This window comes from Streptomyces sp. NPDC000229 (assembly GCF_040300825.1).
GTDB lineage: Bacteria > Actinomycetota > Actinomycetes > Streptomycetales > Streptomycetaceae > Streptomyces.
Map to the genome: position 1 here is coordinate 1 of NZ_JBEPEL010000039.1, position 15,378 is coordinate 15,378.

The window sequence follows — 15,378 nt, forward strand, 5'->3', positions numbered from 1 at the left end:
TTCGGCTGGAAGTGAATGTCCGCGATGACCGGGATCTGCGACTTCTTCGCGATGGTGGCCAGCGCGTCCGCGTCGTCCTGCGTCGGACACGCCACCCGCACGATCTGGCAGCCGGACGCGGTCAGCTCGGCGATCTGCTGGAGCGTGGCACCGATGTCCGACGTCCTCGTGGTGGTCATCGACTGCACCGACACGGGCGCGTCACCACCGACGGCCACCGAGCCGACCTGGATCTTGCGGCTGACGCGGCGGTCGGCCAGCTTGGTCGGAACGGACGGGATACCGAGAGAAATCGCGGTCATCTGCTGTGCAACCCCAAGGTGTGGATCGAGGTCCCGAGATCGGCGGGCTCCAGCTTCGAGATTACAGCCCTCCCATGACGCGGCCGGACACCGCGGGGTGTCCGGCCACTGTCGTTCACGCGTACGTACGCCGTGTGTCTACGAGATTTTCACCGGGTTGACGATGTCCGCGACGAGCACGAGCAGGGTGAAGCAGATGAAGATTCCCGCCACCACATAGGCGACCGGCATCAGCTTGGCCACGTCGAACGGTCCCGGGTCGGGGCGCCGGAAGACCTTCGCCACGTTCCGGCGTACGGACTCCCACAGCGCGCCCGCGATGTGCCCGCCGTCGAGGGGCAGCAGGGGCAGCATGTTGAACAGGAAGAGGGAGAGGTTGAAGCCGGCCAGGAGGGTCAGGAACGTCGCGATGATGTTCTGGGTGGGGATGTCGAGGTTCATCACCTCGCCGCTGATCCGGGCGGCACCGACGACGCCCACCGGGGAGTCCGCCTTGCGTTCGCCGTCGCTGAAGGCCGCGTTCCACAGGTCGGGGACCTTGGACGGGAGGGCGACGATGGACTCCACGCCGTTCTCGATCATGTCGCCCATGCGGTTCACGGACTGGCCGAAACTGAGCGGCAGGATCTCCGTCTTGGCGGCGAAGCCCAGGTAGCCGGCCGGTACGTACTTGCCCTCGACGACCTCGCCGTCCTCGTCCTTCTGGACGACTTCGTTCTTGATCAGCGTGGGGTGGAGGGTCAGTTCCTTGCCGTCGCGGACGACCGTGAGGTCGGCGGGACCGATGGTGTCGCGGATGCGCTCGGAGAGCGTCGCCCAGTCGTCGACGGGCCTGCCGTCGAAGGCGACGATCTTGTCGCCCGTCCTGAGCCCGGCGGCGTGGGCGGGAGACACCGGGTCGCCCTTGGCGCACGTGTCGCGCTTGTCGCTCTGCTCGATGACGCACTTCTGTACGCCGGCGACCTCGGTCGTCTGGGTCGCGAACCCGAACGTCATCGCGACGCCGAGGAAGATCGCGACGGCCAGGATCAGGTTCATGAACGGGCCGGCGAACATCACGATGACGCGTTTCCACGGCTTGCGCGTGTAGAACAGCCGCGTCTCGTCGCCCGGCTGGAGCTCCTCGTACGCCGCCGAGCGGGCGTCCTCGATCATGCCGCGGAACGGGGACGTGGAGCGGGCCTCTATGCGGCCGTCGTCGCCGGGCGGGAACATGCCGATCATGCGGATGTAGCCGCCGGCCGGGATGGCCTTGATGCCGTACTCCGTCTCGCCCTTCTTCCGCGACCAGATGGTGGGGCCGAAGCCGACCATGTACTGGGGCACGCGGATGCCGAAGAGCTTGGCCGTGGACAGGTGGCCGAGTTCGTGCCAGGCGATGGAGAAGAGCAGGCCGACAGCGAAGAGCCCGATGCCGAGGATCGTCAACAAGATGGTCATGCGCGAGCCTCCGCGGTTGCCTTCGCCGTCAGTTCCCGGGCCCGGGCGCGGGCCCAGGTCTCCGCCTCCAGGACGTCCGGCATGGTGAGGGAGGTTCCCTGGGCGGGCGTGCCGTGTTCGGTCACGACCGCCGTGACGGTGTCCATGATGCCGTTGAAGGGCAGCCGCCCGGCGAGGAACGCCTCGACGCACTCCTCGTTCGCGGCATTGAACACGGCCGGGGCCGTGCCGCCCAGCTCGCCGACGTGCCGGGCGAGGCCGACGGACGGGAAGGCCTCGGTGTCGAGCGGGAAGAACTCCCAGGTGGACGCCGTGGACCAGTCGAAGGCCGGGGCCGCGTCCGGGACGCGCTCGGGCCAGCCGATGCCGATGGCGATCGGCCCGCGCATGTCGGGCGGGGTGGCCTGGGCGAGGGTGGACCCGTCGGTGAACTCAACCATCGAGTGAACATACGACTGCGGGTGGACGACCACCTCAATGCGGTCGAAGGGAATGTCGTAGAGCAGGTGCGCCTCGATGACTTCCAGGCCCTTGTTGACGAGCGTCGCGCTGTTGACCGTGATCACCGGGCCCATGGCCCAGGTGGGGTGCGCCAGGGCGTCCTCGCGGGTGACGTGGGCCAGTTCCTCCCTCGTACGTCCGCGGAAGGGGCCGCCGGAAGCGGTGACGACCAGTTTGCGGACGTCGGCGCGGGTGCCGGCGGCCAGCGCCTGGAAGAGCGCGGCGTGCTCGGAGTCGACCGGGATGATCTGGCCCGGCTTGGCGACGGCCCTCACCAGCGGGCCGCCGACGATCAGCGACTCCTTGTTGGCGAGGGCGAGGGTGCGGCCCGCTTCGAGGGCGGCGAGGGTCGGCGCGAGGCCGATGGAGCCGGTGATGCCGTTGAGCACGGTGTGGCAGTCGGAGGCCGCGACCTGGGTGGCGGCGTCCGGTCCGGCGAGGATCTCGGGCAGCGGCTCGGTCCCGTACTGCTCCTCCAGTGCCTCCCGCAGCGCGGGCACCGCCTCCTCGCGCGCCACGGCCACCGTGCGCACCCGCAGCCGGCGCGCCTGCTCGGCCAGGAGCCCGGCCCGGCCGCCGGCGGCGGACAGGGCGGTGACGCGGAAGCGGTCGGGGTTGCGCAGCACCAGGTCGATGGCCTGGGTGCCGATGGACCCGGTGGAGCCGAGGACGACGATGTCCCGGCGGCCTTCGGACGGATCGAAGGCGATGTGCGGGTCTGCGAGGGGGGCTGGGCTGTCGCTCATGCCCCCATTCTTGCCGCATCCGTGCCGTGCCCGGACCCGGCATCCCCTAAGCCGGGGATGTGAACTTCTCCCAATGGGCGTGGAAGTCCGGGAAGGTCTTGCGTACGCAGCCGGGGTCGTCGAAGGAGATCCCGGGGGTGCAGAGGCCGGTGACGGCGAACGACATCACGATGCGGTGGTCGCCGTGCGTGGTGATCTCGGCGGGGCGCGGGGTGCCGGGGTGGATCTCGATCCAGTCGGGCCCGGTGGTGACCGTGATGCCGAGGCGCCGGAGGTTCTCGGCGCACGCCTCCAGCCGGTCGCACTCCTTGACCCGGGTGTTGGCGACGTCCTCGATGCGGACCGGGCCGTCCGCGTACGGCGCCAGGGCGGCGAGGGTGGGCATGGTGTCGGAGATGTCCCGCATGTTGACGGTGAGGCCGCTGAGGCGACCGGTGCCACGCACGGTGGTGCTGTCGGCGGTGATCCGGACGTCGGCTCCCATGCGGCGCAGGACGTCGACGAAGCCGAGGTCGCCCTGGAGAGCACCGGTGCCGAGGCCCTCGACGGTGACCGCACGGCCGGTGAGCGCGGCGGCGGCGAAGAAGTAGCTGGAGGTGGAGGCGTCGGGCTCGACGGCGTACGTGGTGGCGCGGTAGCCGGTCGGGGGGACGGTGAAGACGTTGCCCTCGCGGACGGGCTCGGCACCGAAGGAGCGCATCATCGCCAGGGTGATCTCGACGTACGGCTCCGAGACCAGGTCCGTGACGGTGATCGTGAGGCCCTCGGCGGTGAGCGGGCCGAGCATCAGCAGGGCGGTGAGGTACTGGGACGACTGGCCGGCGTCCAGGGTGAGTGCGCCGCCCTTGATGCCGGAGGCGGCGATCCGCAGCGGGTGGTGGCCCTCGGCCGCCTCGTGGCGCAGGTCGACGCCCAGGGCGCGCAGCGCTTCGGTGAGCGGGCCGAGCGGGCGGCGGCGCATCTGCTCGGAGGCGTCGAACCGGAAGTCGCCGTGCCCGGCGGCGGCGAGCGCGGGCAGGAACCGGGCGGTGGTGGCGCCGTCACGGCAGTAGACGTCGGCGGCGGGGGCGGCGGGTCCGGCGGGGCGGCCCTGGACGCGCCACGCGCCGGGCTCGCGCTCGACCTCGTACCCGAGGGCGACGAGGCCCTCGGCGAACCCTTCGGTGTCGTCGGAGACGAGCGGGCGGACGAGCGTGGTGGTGCCGTCGGCCGCGGCGGCGAGGAAGAGGGCGCGGGCGGTGACGGACTTGGAGCCGGGGATGTCGATGACGGTCACGGCGCCCATCCTGCCGTTCGGGGCGGGACGGGCGCCGTGCGTCTCAGGTACTGGTCAGCGGATGGGGCGGTGGACGTTCTCGCGGGTGGAGGGGCCGGGGGTGGCGTCGGCGATCCAGGGGGCGTCGCCGCTGGGGTCGAGGACGCCCTCCTCCAGCCAGGTGTACGTGCCGGACAGGACGCCCTTGACGACCTTGCGGTCGAGGTCGTCGGTGTTGGTCCAGAGCCGGCCGAACAGCTCCTCGACGCGGATGCGGGACTGACGGCAGAAGGCGTCGGCGAGCTGGTACGCCTCGCGGCCGTGGTCGCCGGTGGAGCGCAGCAGCTCCGCCCGTACACAGGCGGCGCTCATCGCGAAGAGTTCGGCGCCGATGTCGACGATCCGGCCGAGGAAGCCCTGCTTGGTCTCCATACGGCCCTGCCAGCGGGACATGGCGTAGAAGGTGGAGCGAGCGAGCTTGCGGGAGGTGCGCTCGACGTAGCGGAGGTGGGTGGACAGGTCGGTGTGGCCGGCGGGGTGGAAGTCCCCGTACGCGCGAGGCAACTGGCCGGGGCCGGCTACGAGTTTGGGCAGCCAGCGGGCGTAGAAGACACCGGCCTGGGCGCCTGCCTTCGCCTTGTCCCCGAGTGTCTTGTCGGGGTCGATGATGTCGCCGGCGACGGCGAGGTGGGCGTCGACGGCCTCGCGGGCGATCAGCAGGTGCATGATCTCGGTGGAGCCCTCGAAGATGCGGTTGATGCGCAGGTCGCGCAGGAGCTGTTCGGCGGGGACGGCCCGCTCGCCGCGGGCGGCGAGGGACTCGGCGGTCTCGTAGCCGCGGCCGCCGCGGATCTGGACGAGCTCGTCGGCGATGAGCCAGGCCATTTCGGAGCCGTAGAGCTTGGCGAGGGCGGCTTCGATACGGATGTCGTTGCGGTCCTCGTCGGCCATCTGGCTGGAGAGGTCGACGACGGCTTCGAGGGCGAAGGTGGTGGCGGCGATGAAGGAGATCTTCGCGCCGACGGCCTCGTGGTGGGCGACCGGCTTGCCCCACTGTTCGCGTACGGAGGACCATTCGCGGGCGATCTTCAGGCACCATTTACCCGCGCCCACGCACATGGCGGGCAGGGACAGCCGCCCGGTGTTGAGGGTGGTGAGCGCGATCTTCAGCCCGGCGCCCTCGGGGCCGATGCGGTTCGCTGCGGGGACGCGGACCTGGTGGAAGCGGGTGACGCCGTTCTCCAGGCCGCGCAGGCCCATGAAGGCGTTGCGGTTCTCGACGGTGACGCCGTCCGAGCCGGCCTCGACGATGAAGGCGGTGATGCCGCCCTTGTGGCCCTCGGACTTCGGTACGCGGGCCATGACGACCATCAGGTCGGCGACGACGCCGTTGGTGGTCCACAGCTTGACGCCGTCGATGACGTACTCGTCGCCGTCGGGTACGGCGGTGGTCGCCAGGCGGGCGGGGTCGGAGCCGACGTCGGGCTCGGTCAGGAGGAACGCGGAGATGTCGGTACGGGCCAGACGCGGGAGGTAGGTCTCCTTCTGCTCGGGCGTGCCGAACTGTTTGAGCGGCTGCGGTAGGCCGATCGACTGGTGGGCGGAGAGCAGGGCGCCGACGGCGGGGCTGACGGAGCCGACCAAGGCCAGGGCCTTGTTGTAGTACACCTGGGTGAGGCCGAGGCCGCCGTACTTGGTGTCGATCTTCATCCCGAGGGCGCCGATCTCCTTGAGGCCGTCGATCACGGCGTCGGGGATGCGGGCCTCGCGCTCGATCAGGGCGCCGTCGATCTTCGTCTCGCAGAAGTCGCGCAGTTTGGCGAGGAACTCCTCGCCCCGCTGGGCCTGTTCGGTGGCGGGCATGGGGTGCGGGTGGATCAGGTCGAGCCGGAAGCGGCCCAGGAACAGCTCCTTGGCGAAACTGGGCTTGCGCCAGTCCTGTTCGCGGGCGGCCTCGGCGACCTGGCGGGCTTCGCGCTCGGAGACTTTGGGCTTGTGGTGGGGGCCGGACATGGTGGGCTCACCTCGCCGCGTTCGGGGGCGGCCGGCCGGTGGTCCTACCGACCGGTGCTACCCGACCGTATTACCCGATTACGGCGCGTACGAAAAGGCGGCCGGAGCCCCCGCACAGTGCGTTTCTTAAACCGCCCCTGACCTGCGACTCTTCCCTGACCAGCGGATTCGCCCGGCGAATCCTCCCGCAAATCCCCTCATCCGCCCGCATCCAACCGCGTGATCCCATGGGATCACGGGGTGGGATCACGGTCCCGGGAGCGGCTGAGAACCCGCACCCGGGCGGTGAGCGACCCGACCCGACCACAGTGGTCCTCGGGCATGGGGATGATGCGGGAGCCCACCGCCGTGTAGTCCAGGCCAGTAGCGGCCAGGTCGCGGAGATGGTCGCCGGTCTGGCCGACGTCCTTCTGGTCGCCCAGCACCCGGGTGGGTCCGAGAATCTGCACGATGTGGCCTGGGTCGTCCGGCTCGAACCCGTCCTCGATCAGCCAGGCGGCGATGTCGACCAGATCCCGGTTCTCGTGCGGCAGCGTGCGGTGCGGTACGCGCCGGTCCAGCCAGCCCAGGACATCCACGGCGAAGACCCCATGCCTTCCGCCGTCCACTCCGGAGCGAGGATCGGCCCTTCCCACACTGGACGCGTGTGCCGCCACGACCGCACCCGTCCCAGGGACGCGCAGCAATCCCCGTCAGGCTGGACGAGGACTCGGGCGGTCGACGTGTCGTCCAGGACCGCGTCCACTCCACCTCCAGCAGCTGCTCCACGCGTGATACGAGCGCCCCGTCCCGGTCATAGATCGCCGCCGCGTGCCGCCCACAGCCGATAGCCGATAGCCACCGTGCCTCCGGGTCGTCAGTATTCGCGGCCAGACAGGGCCACGGAGATCGTCGCGTCAGGGGCCGGCGTGAGGGCTGCCCCCGCCACATCCCTCCCCCGTCTCTCCCTGGGAGCTGCATGAACCAGTCGACCACGTTTCTGGAAGCCGGTCGCCAGGGCGGAGCTGAGCTGCGTGAACAGCCCGGAGAAGAACTCGGCGATGGTCGACCCGAGCGTAGACAGCGCCGAGACGATCATGCCGGGAAGTCCGACGATGAAGTTCACCGCCGTTGTCAGGCCGTTCACCAGCCCGGTGAACACGGTGACCACGTCCTGGATGATCGGAACGACCACGTTGATCACGGTCCAGGAAGCGAACCCCGGCGGCGACTTGCACGAGCCAGCCGACGATCTGCGCGGCGAGAACCGCGACGGGCGCGAGAGCAACGATCAGCTCGGCGAGGGGCGGCAGGAGTGGCAGGAGGGCCTGAACGACGGCGGACAAGGCCACGGCGAGCTGCGGCAGGAACCGGCAGCACGGCCTCCGTCAGGGCGGCGGCCACTGGGACGATGGCGGTCATGGCCTGCCCCAGTACACCGGCCAGCGAGGCAAGCAGCGGCGCCAGGGCGGCGAAGATGCCGGCCAGCCCCTGGCCGATCCCGGCCGCGAGTGGCGCTACAGCGGTGACGAGCTGCGTGAACGCGGCGGCGATGGGCGGCAGCACCGGCAGCAGGGCGTCGGCCAGGGCGGACACGATCGGGGCGAACAAGGCCGCCAGGTTTTGCAGGACAGGTGCCAGTCCGGTCACGATGGTCGCTATTACCTGACCTGCAAGGGGCAGTAGAGGCGCCAAGGCGGTGACCACGGAAGCGACCGCGGCGCCGACCGGCCCCAGGGCGGGACCGATGGCGGCGAAGGCGCCCGACAGGGCCTCAGCCACTGTGGTCAGGCTGGGTGCGATCGCAGCCAGGGCGGGACCGACCGAGTTGATCAGTCCGACGATGGCCGGGCCGAAGGCCGTGAAGACGGGCGCGACTGCTGGAGCGATGGCGCCGAGCTGGGTGACCAGGGCGGCCAGGATTGGCCCGAGCTGGGCCGCGACGGTCGCCAGGGCGCGGAGATGCCGGAGATCGCCTCCTGGCCACTCGCCGAGTTCACAAACTCGGCGAAACTCCGAGTGATCGCCTAAAGGTTGGCGAGGAACCCCCCGCCAGAGACGTTCGCCGCGTTGAAGACGCCGGACAGGATACGTCCGACGTGCCGAGGATGTCGCCGAGCTGCGCGAACGTGTTCAGCGCCCTGGTCCACCCACACCAGCGCCCGACCGGACTGCGCGGCCTCCTGCAAGAAGGTGCCAGGCCGCTGGCCCAAGTTCGAGATACCGCCAGCCAGTTCCGCGCCGAACCGCTTCGCGACTACCCCCGCCAACTGCAAGAGGCCAGCCGTGAGCTTGTTGGTGGTCTCCCCCAGGCCCGAGACCACCGACTTGGTGGCCGTGAGGACCGACGTGATGTTGCTGACGCCCTGGGCGCCGCGGATGTACCCCCAGAGCGGAGTTGAAGTCCTGCCCCCACTGGGCAGCGATACCTGACAGGCCCTCGCTCAGCGGCCCGTTCAGAGCGTTGGCCGTCTCGATGATCTGCCCTTCAAGCTGGCTGAAGAAGGCGTCCTGCACCGTATTGCGCAGCAGCTCGAATGCGGGCTGGAGCGCCCGGACCTCCCGCGCGGCGGCCTCCGCCGCTGGCGACGGGGCGGCCACAGCCATCGACTCGTGTGACGCGAATGACGTCGGCGTTTGCGATCAAGGGGCAGGGCATCGGTGGGCCTCCAACAGTCCGGCGTGTTGGTCGGCCGGCCCACAACCAGCGGCGACGTCACCAGCTCGCCGCGCGGGTTCTTACCGCTCCGCCGTACGGCTGCATCCCGGATGCGAGAGGCCGAGAGGGAGCCCAGGCTGGCTCAGGACCCATGCGGGCTGACACCCACTCAACCGGAGGAGGGCTGGCTATTGACCCGGGAGACGGTTCTCCTCATTGGGAACATTCTGGGATTCGCGGGCACGGCCTTGGGCGCGGTGCTCCTCTTTTTCAATGGGAGGCGCACTGTCGACAGGCAGATTGCTGCGAACGAACGCGCACTCGACAGGCAGGTTGCTGCGAACGAACGCGCACTCGACAAGCAGATCGCTGCGAGCGAACGCGCACTTCAGAGGCAAGTCGAAGCGGAGACCGAACACCTCAAAATGCGGACCGAAGCAGAGAGACACAAAGAGGTCCTGGTCCCGTCGATTGCACGTAACGCTGCCTGGCAGATGCACAAGCGGGGCGTGTACAGCGATCTGCTGGAAGCGGCGCAGAGGATGTCTGACGGCCCGACGGACGACGCACGAAGAAGGTGGGCAAAGGAACGAGCGAGGGCCCTAATCGTCGCTGATGAGGGCCTGCGTACTTACCTCCTGCGGTCCCCCGATCCGGAGCCGGGTGGGCTCAGGAGACTTGTGACCCGCCTGCACAACGACGTGCACCCCCCGGCGAAGGGGGCCCCGGAGGACGAGCAGGCGGAGGACCAGGAGGAGACCGGCGCTCAGTCCGCCAGCGACGGTGGCGGCCAGGCTCAGCCGTCGGCGTCGGCGTCGGAGCCGGACGACGTCCAGTAGAGCCCCGGTCCCGGCGCATTCCGGGGGCCACTCACGGCGGTCACCATGGCCTTCACCCAAAACTTCAGCTCCCGGCAGGACTGGTCCGCGAGGAAGGCGCTGCGAGCGCGCGCCGCATCCACCATCCGGACCCGGGCGGGGCCGTCGCGGTACAGGGCTCGGATCGCGGCTGACCAGGCCCGCACGTCGCCGCGGTCCACGAAGGTGCCGGCGGGCCCCAGGGATTTGCGGAGCCGGCGGTGGGGTGGGCGATGACGGGGATGCCGGAGGCCAGGGCCTCCATAGCTGCCATGCCGTACGACTCGTAGATGCTGGGCGCGGTCAGGATCCGCGTCATCCCCCACACATCCCGCCGCATGTCGGAGGTCTGGGGGATGACCCGGATGTTCCCGCGTACTGGGCAGGTCACCTGCTGGCCGTGTGCGCCCGTTACCCCGAGGAACGGCAAGCCCCCGAGCATGGCGGCTGCCCCGCGCCAGGTGTCGACGCCCTTGTCGCGGCTGAGGTTCACGAGCGTGACGTGGGTGCCGGGCCTCGGCACACGGTGCTCCTCTGGGATCGCTGGAGGGTGGACCACCAGCGCGTCGGCCTGGTCGAGCCGCGGGTAGCGCGCCGCCAGCGACTTCATCACCCACTCGGCCTCGTAGACCGCGGAGAGGGCCCCATCGAGGGCGCCATCGTGACCGCTGTCCGGCGGCCAGTACCTTCTGGAAGAGCACCTGCCGCAACCGGATCTCGTGCGCCACCATCGAGTTCCTCAAGTACCAGCTCACGAGCTCCGGGAAGTGGCGCTGGGTGAGGATGCCAGCCTCCAGGCAGACGCCGACCGCGTCGCACCTCACCTCGGTCGGCGCCGGGCAGGGAATCTGGAAGCACGGCTTGGTGGCACCGCTGATGTCGTCGGCCTCGGTGTGGACCCACGTCATCGCGCCGACGTCCAGGGAGGGCGTGCGGTAGTAGCGCAGCGCGCCGCGGGCGAGTTGGATCTCCGGTGCGTCCCACAGCATGTCCGGACACGCCACGTCGCCCAGGTCGTACACCGTCTCGGACGGCGCGCACCAGCCGCCTGAAGCGACCAGGTCGCCCTTGGGCAGTCACCGTTGGCTCGCCGCCGTGATGGCGACGGCCGTGCCCTCCGGCGCCGAGCTGGAGTCGGTGACGATGAGCTCCTGCGGGTACGGGTGCCGGTAGGAGATGACCTGCCCCACCCCTCCCCCGCCGTCTTGAACGCGTTGGCGCGGGAGATGATGCCCGCGGTGATGCCGTCGAAGTCCAAGGTCTGGCCCGGGGTGTAGCCGGGGACGTCGACCGCCGCGGTGATGGTCGTACCCGGGGCCAGCGGCTCGGGGAGGACTCGAGGCTGCCGACGGCGGACGCTGGACAGGTCAAGCGCCGGTCGCTGAACCACGGAGGCGCTAGCCGTCGCCTTCGGGGCCGGATCGGGCTGAGGCTCCGCCTCCGCAGCAGCGGTCTCCTCGACAGGTTCGGAGTCACCGCCGCGCACCTGGGCGGCGAGGGCGTCGATCCCGGCGGCGGCCTGTTCGGCGGCCTCGCGGCGGGCGGCCTGCTCGGTACGGATCGAGTCCACGACGGTCGCGAGGGACCGAAGGGACTCAAGATCCTTGGTGGTGACGGTCGTCGACCGGGACTTGGCGTCGAACGCCTCGAGGGCGCCCGCCAGCGCCTCAGCGAGTTCGTCATCGGTGAGGGGCCTTGATGTCCTCGGGAATCTCGAAGTCAGCCATAGCGGGGCACTCCTGTGATCGGTCTCCGAGTGTCCAGGCCCATAACCATCAGACGCTGTCGACCAACATAGCCAGACGTCAGGGCCATGGCCGGAAGAGCGGCTCCCGCCCCGCAGCATCGGCGGTAGTAGATGAGGGTGAAACAACACCCTGGTGCCCTGCTCCCGACGCTGGCCATCGTGGGTCTGCCGACCCCGCCCCAGCTGGAACTCGTACCCGCTGAGGCGGAAGACGCTGGCGGCATGGACCTTGTGCCGCTGTTCTGACCGATGCCCGCTGCAGATGTCTATCTCCGGGGCTCGAAGCCATGGCCGGAGCTGCCCCTGTGGTACGGACGCGAGCTGACTCCACATGGCCAGATGCGATCACCGGCTCCGGGAGGTACCTATGGAGAAGCACCCGCAGCCGATCCCGGGAGCGAGCAGCCATGGGAAGAGGGCAGCAGTTCGTTGACTGGTGGCGCGGGTATCGGTGGCGTCGCCGGTGGACCGGGTTCCAGCGGTGGCGGCGCGGAGGCAACTGGACGACCTGGGGTAAAACGGTGGGCGCCACGATTGCTATCGGCACCCTAATCTTCACCGGCTGCTCAACCTATTATCAGGCACAAGTCGCGAGGGACCAGCTTGAACAGTCACGCAAAGCGGCTGAGCGTGATGAGAAGGACCACGCGTCGCGGATTACCTACTGGACGGAACCGGGTCCTGATCGACTCACCATGATCCACATTCTCAACACATCCCCCGACCCGGTCGCGTTTATGGAGTTTACCGTATCGATCTACTTGGGCGGCGGACTTCGAGACCTCGGCAAGCCGTGGGGTGTTTTTTCGTTGTCGTGGAGCAATATCGCTCCTTGTAGTGAGCTGGTGTTTTCATCGGCAGATATCCGAGTACCGCCTGACTCAGACGTTCCGACTAATTTTTGGGGCAAGCCTCTCAAGGAGATTAACAACCTGTTTTGGAAGCTCAACGACCTTGGCTTCCTCGACCGCAACGGCGAATGGTGGGCGCGTTCCAACTCCAAGTACAGCCTGCGCAAGGGCGATCCGGACCCGCCGGGCCCCTGGCGCGGGTTCCTCGATGTGTCGGCTCCGCCGCAGATCAACAGAGCACCTGCATGTGGCGGCATCGAGCAATAAACGTCATCGCATCAGGCGAGTCGGCGGTAGCAGAGGAGGGGATCCGCCCGGCCTTTGCTACCCAGGCCAGGTGGCCCCGTGCGGTCACCATCTTCATCCCAAGTGCGCAGGTAACCTCGCGGGCACCCACCGCGACGGGCGCACCCTTCACATTGTTCACGACCCGCATGTGCGCGGGGCTCGGGCCGCTGGCGGCCACCACTCTTCCTCGTCGTCTTCGGCCGGGGCGGGCTCGGGCTGGGTGTCCAGCACGATGCGGGTCGGTCGTAGGCGGGCATGGCCACGAGGGTCGCGCCGCGCAGCCGAGCCCGGGTGACGCGCATCAGTAGGTCGCCGAACGACTCGCGGTGCACGACGGTGCCTCGTCGTCGGGGTCGTCGGCGGCCGCGGTGAGCGTGCCGGTACGGCCGAGGGCGGCGCGGACGGCTGCGGCCGTCACGGCGCCGTCCTTGCCGGTGATGAGCTGCACGGCCGTCCCGGTGCGTGAGAGCGCCGCACCGGACGCGGTCCACGCGGTGGTCTCGGTGGCGGTCAGTGACCACGAGCCGTCGTCGAGGCGCAACAGCGACGCGGCGGGCAGGAAGGCGAGCAGTACAACCTCGTCGTCCTCGGCGGGGCGGCGGTTCACGAACTCCACGCTGACGTCATCCAGGTCGACACTGACGCCGAGAGGTGCGCCCTCTTCCAGCAGCATGAGGGCGTCGGCGCCGGCGGGCCGACCCGGGTAGAACACGCCGGTGCCGGTGATCCAGTCACCTTCGCGCCTGATCGTCTGGATGGCGCCCGCGAGTCGGCACCCTGGTGGCCCATCAGCATCTCATCGGCGTGCTGGAGGGGCCCGGGCCGGGGTCGCTCCAGTACAGCGCCCCGGTCCGGAACATCCTGCCGTCGCCGGTCTCGGTGTTCTCGAACGCCAGGGCCGTGTCGCCGGGCGTGGACCAGGCGCGCGGGACCAGCGGGCCGGTGGTCCGCTCGTTCTCGTCCATGGGTGCCTCCGCTTCCTGGCGAGTGGGATGTCGGCGACGTCGTTGGCGAACGCGACCCGCACCCGGTCGAACCTGATCGGCTCCAGGCGCTGGTTCGTCGCGGTCAGCAGGGACGGGCTGCGGGTGTAGGCGGCGCACACGTGCGGCTGCCACGGCGAGTGCTGCGTTGGCAGGTCAGCACCGAGATAAAGGAAGGCGGCCGGAGCCCCCGCACAGTGGGCTCCGGCCGCCGGTCTGGGCCGTACGAGTGACGCGCTGTTACAGGGCCAGGCCCGTGAGGACCAGCACGCGCTCGTAGGTGTAGTCGTCCATCGCGTACCGGACGCCCTCGCGGCCGACGCCGGACTGCTTGGCGCCGCCGTACGGCATCTGGTCGGCGCGGTAGGACGGGACGTCGCCGATGATCACGCCGCCGACCTCGAGGGCGCGGTGGGCGCGGAAGGCGGTCTGGAGGTCGTGGGTGAACACGCCCGCCTGAAGGCCGAACTTGGAGTCGTTGACCTTGGCGAACGCCTCGGCCTCGCCGTCGACCTTGTGGAGGGTGAGGACCGGGCCGAAGACCTCCTCGCAGGCGAGGGTGGTGTCGGCGGGCAGGTTCTCCAGCACGGTCGGGGCGTAGGTGGCACCGTCGCGCTTGCCGCCCGTGAGCAGCTTCGCGCCGGCCGCCACGGCCTCGTCGACCCAGGACTCGACGCGCTTGGCGGCGTCCTCGCTGACCAGCGGGCCGACGTCGGTGGTGTCGTCGGACGGGTCGCCGGTGCCCTGCGCCTCGACGGCGGCGGTGACCTTGGCGACCAGGCGGTCGTAGACGGAGGCGTCGGCGATCACGCGCTGCACGGAGATGCAGGACTGGCCGCCCTGGTAGTTGGAGAAGGTGGCGATGCGGGTCGCCGCCCAGTCCAGGTCCTCCTCCGAGGACCAGTCGCCGAGGACGACGGCGGCGGCGTTGCCGCCCAGCTCCAGGGTGCAGTGCTTGTGCGGCACGGACTCCTGGATGGCGTAGCCGACCTTGTCGGAGCCGGTGAAGGAGATGACCGGCAGGCGCTCGTCCTTGACCAGGGCGGGCATGCGGTCGTTGGTGACCGGGAGGATCGACCAGGAGCCGGCCGGGAGGTCGGTCTCGGCGAGCAGCTCGCCCAGGATGAGGCCGGAGAGCGGGGTGGCCGGGGCGGGCTTGAGGATGATGGGGGCGCCGACGGCGATGGCCGGGGCGACCTTGTGGGCGCACAGGTTGAGCGGGAAGTTGAACGGCGCGATGCCGAGGACGACGCCCTTGGGGAAGCGGCGGGTCAGGCCGAGGCGGCCGGTGCCGCCGGCGTCGGTGTCGAGGCGCTGGGCCTCGCCGCCGTTGAAGCGGCGGGCCTCCTCGGCGGCGAAGCGGAAGACGGAGACGGCACGGCCGACCTCGCCACGGGCCCACTTGATGGGCTTGCCGTTCTCGGCGGAGATCAGCTGGGCGATCTCCTCGGTGCGCTCGGCGAGCCGCTTCGACACGTGGTCGAGGGCGGCGGCGCGGACGTGGGCCGGGGTGGCGGCGAACTCGTCGACGACCGCGTGGGCGGCGGCCACGGCCTCTTCGACCTGGGCCTCGGTGGGCACGGACACCTGACCGACGGTGCGGCCGTCCCAGGGGGAGGTGACGTCGAAGGTGGTCTCGCCGGTGGCCTGGCGGCCGGCGAGCCAGAAGGCGGTGGCAGTCATGAGTGGATCCGGCCCTTTCGAAGCTGTGCGGGGTGGGGGGTTCCTCTGCTCACACGGTAGGGCCGGGAAGGCAC

14 protein-coding genes and 2 pseudogenes are annotated in these 15,378 nt (G+C 69.8%); 2 read left to right on the forward strand and 14 right to left on the reverse strand.

Going from position 1 to position 15,378, the window contains the following annotated elements; genetic code table 11:
- From ABT360_RS19790 to ABT360_RS19825, 8 genes are all read right to left on the reverse strand, one after another.
- Nucleotides 1–302: flavodoxin-dependent (E)-4-hydroxy-3-methylbut-2-enyl-diphosphate synthase (locus tag ABT360_RS19790; protein WP_351817777.1), on the reverse strand; the 302-nt coding region annotated here is incomplete at its 3' end.
- Between the two features lie 138 nt (nucleotides 303–440).
- Nucleotides 441–1,742, reverse strand: coding sequence for a M50 family metallopeptidase (locus tag ABT360_RS19795; RefSeq protein ID WP_351817780.1), 1,302 nt, complete (start codon nucleotides 1,740–1,742; stop codon nucleotides 441–443).
- The gene (dxr, locus tag ABT360_RS19800; RefSeq protein WP_351817783.1) at nucleotides 1,739–2,989 is read right to left on the reverse strand and encodes a 1-deoxy-D-xylulose-5-phosphate reductoisomerase; all 1,251 of its coding nucleotides are present in this window, start codon (nucleotides 2,987–2,989) and stop codon (nucleotides 1,739–1,741) included. Before dxr ends, ABT360_RS19795 begins: the two co-directional genes overlap by 4 nt.
- Nucleotides 2,990–3,035: 46 nt before the next feature.
- Nucleotides 3,036–4,265: a 3-phosphoshikimate 1-carboxyvinyltransferase gene (gene aroA / locus ABT360_RS19805; RefSeq protein WP_351817786.1), complete on the reverse strand. Its 1,230-nt coding sequence runs from the start codon at nucleotides 4,263–4,265 to the stop codon at nucleotides 3,036–3,038.
- A gap of 54 nt (nucleotides 4,266–4,319) precedes the next feature.
- On the reverse strand, nucleotides 4,320–6,257 hold the full coding sequence (locus ABT360_RS19810) for an acyl-CoA dehydrogenase family protein (protein ID WP_351817789.1): 1,938 nt from the start codon (nucleotides 6,255–6,257) through the stop codon (nucleotides 4,320–4,322).
- A 233-nt stretch (nucleotides 6,258–6,490) separates the two neighbouring features.
- On the reverse strand, nucleotides 6,491–6,835 hold the full coding sequence (locus tag ABT360_RS19815; protein WP_351817792.1) for a hypothetical protein: 345 nt from the start codon (nucleotides 6,833–6,835) through the stop codon (nucleotides 6,491–6,493).
- Between the two features lie 278 nt (nucleotides 6,836–7,113).
- On the reverse strand, nucleotides 7,114–7,440 hold the full coding sequence (locus tag ABT360_RS19820; protein ID WP_351817795.1) for a hypothetical protein: 327 nt from the start codon (nucleotides 7,438–7,440) through the stop codon (nucleotides 7,114–7,116).
- Nucleotides 7,437–8,018, reverse strand: coding sequence for a hypothetical protein (locus ABT360_RS19825; protein WP_351817797.1), 582 nt, complete (start codon nucleotides 8,016–8,018; stop codon nucleotides 7,437–7,439). The genes ABT360_RS19820 and ABT360_RS19825 overlap by 4 nt, the downstream gene beginning before the upstream one ends.
- A gap of 1,068 nt (nucleotides 8,019–9,086) precedes the next feature.
- Here ABT360_RS19825 and ABT360_RS19830 point away from each other — a divergent pair.
- Nucleotides 9,087–9,734 carry a hypothetical protein gene (locus ABT360_RS19830; protein WP_351817800.1) on the forward strand — a complete coding sequence of 216 codons (648 nt, stop codon included), beginning with the start codon at nucleotides 9,087–9,089 and terminating at the stop codon, nucleotides 9,732–9,734.
- A gap of 64 nt (nucleotides 9,735–9,798) precedes the next feature.
- Here ABT360_RS19830 and ABT360_RS19835 read toward each other — a convergent pair whose 3' ends face one another.
- The 3 genes and pseudogenes from ABT360_RS19835 to ABT360_RS19845 form a co-directional block, all read right to left on the reverse strand.
- Nucleotides 9,799–10,362: a glycosyltransferase gene (locus ABT360_RS19835; RefSeq protein WP_351817932.1), complete on the reverse strand. Its 564-nt coding sequence runs from the start codon at nucleotides 10,360–10,362 to the stop codon at nucleotides 9,799–9,801.
- A gap of 124 nt (nucleotides 10,363–10,486) precedes the next feature.
- Nucleotides 10,487–10,774, reverse strand: a pseudogene (locus ABT360_RS19840) (major capsid protein); the annotation flags it as partial.
- Between the two features lie 221 nt (nucleotides 10,775–10,995).
- Nucleotides 10,996–11,832, reverse strand: a pseudogene (locus ABT360_RS19845) (major capsid protein); the annotation flags it as partial.
- A gap of 188 nt (nucleotides 11,833–12,020) precedes the next feature.
- On the opposite strand from ABT360_RS19845, the gene ABT360_RS19850 reads away from it, so the two are divergent.
- A complete protein-coding gene (locus ABT360_RS19850) occupies nucleotides 12,021–12,617 on the forward strand; it encodes a hypothetical protein (protein WP_351817803.1) in 597 nt (198 codons plus the stop codon).
- 322 nt (nucleotides 12,618–12,939) lie between these two features.
- Here the strand turns inward: ABT360_RS19850 and ABT360_RS19855 are convergent, their stop codons facing one another.
- From ABT360_RS19855 to ABT360_RS19865, 3 genes are all read right to left on the reverse strand, one after another.
- Nucleotides 12,940–13,350, reverse strand: a complete 411-nt coding sequence (locus ABT360_RS19855) for a hypothetical protein (protein WP_351817805.1) — start codon at nucleotides 13,348–13,350, stop codon at nucleotides 12,940–12,942.
- 76 nt (nucleotides 13,351–13,426) lie between these two features.
- Nucleotides 13,427–13,603: a hypothetical protein gene (locus ABT360_RS19860; RefSeq protein ID WP_351817808.1), complete on the reverse strand. Its 177-nt coding sequence runs from the start codon at nucleotides 13,601–13,603 to the stop codon at nucleotides 13,427–13,429.
- Nucleotides 13,604–13,861: 258 nt separating this feature from the next.
- Entirely contained in the window at nucleotides 13,862–15,304 is a 1,443-nt protein-coding gene (locus tag ABT360_RS19865) for an aldehyde dehydrogenase family protein (RefSeq protein WP_351817811.1), read from the reverse strand.
- Nucleotides 15,305–15,378 lie beyond the last annotated feature (74 nt).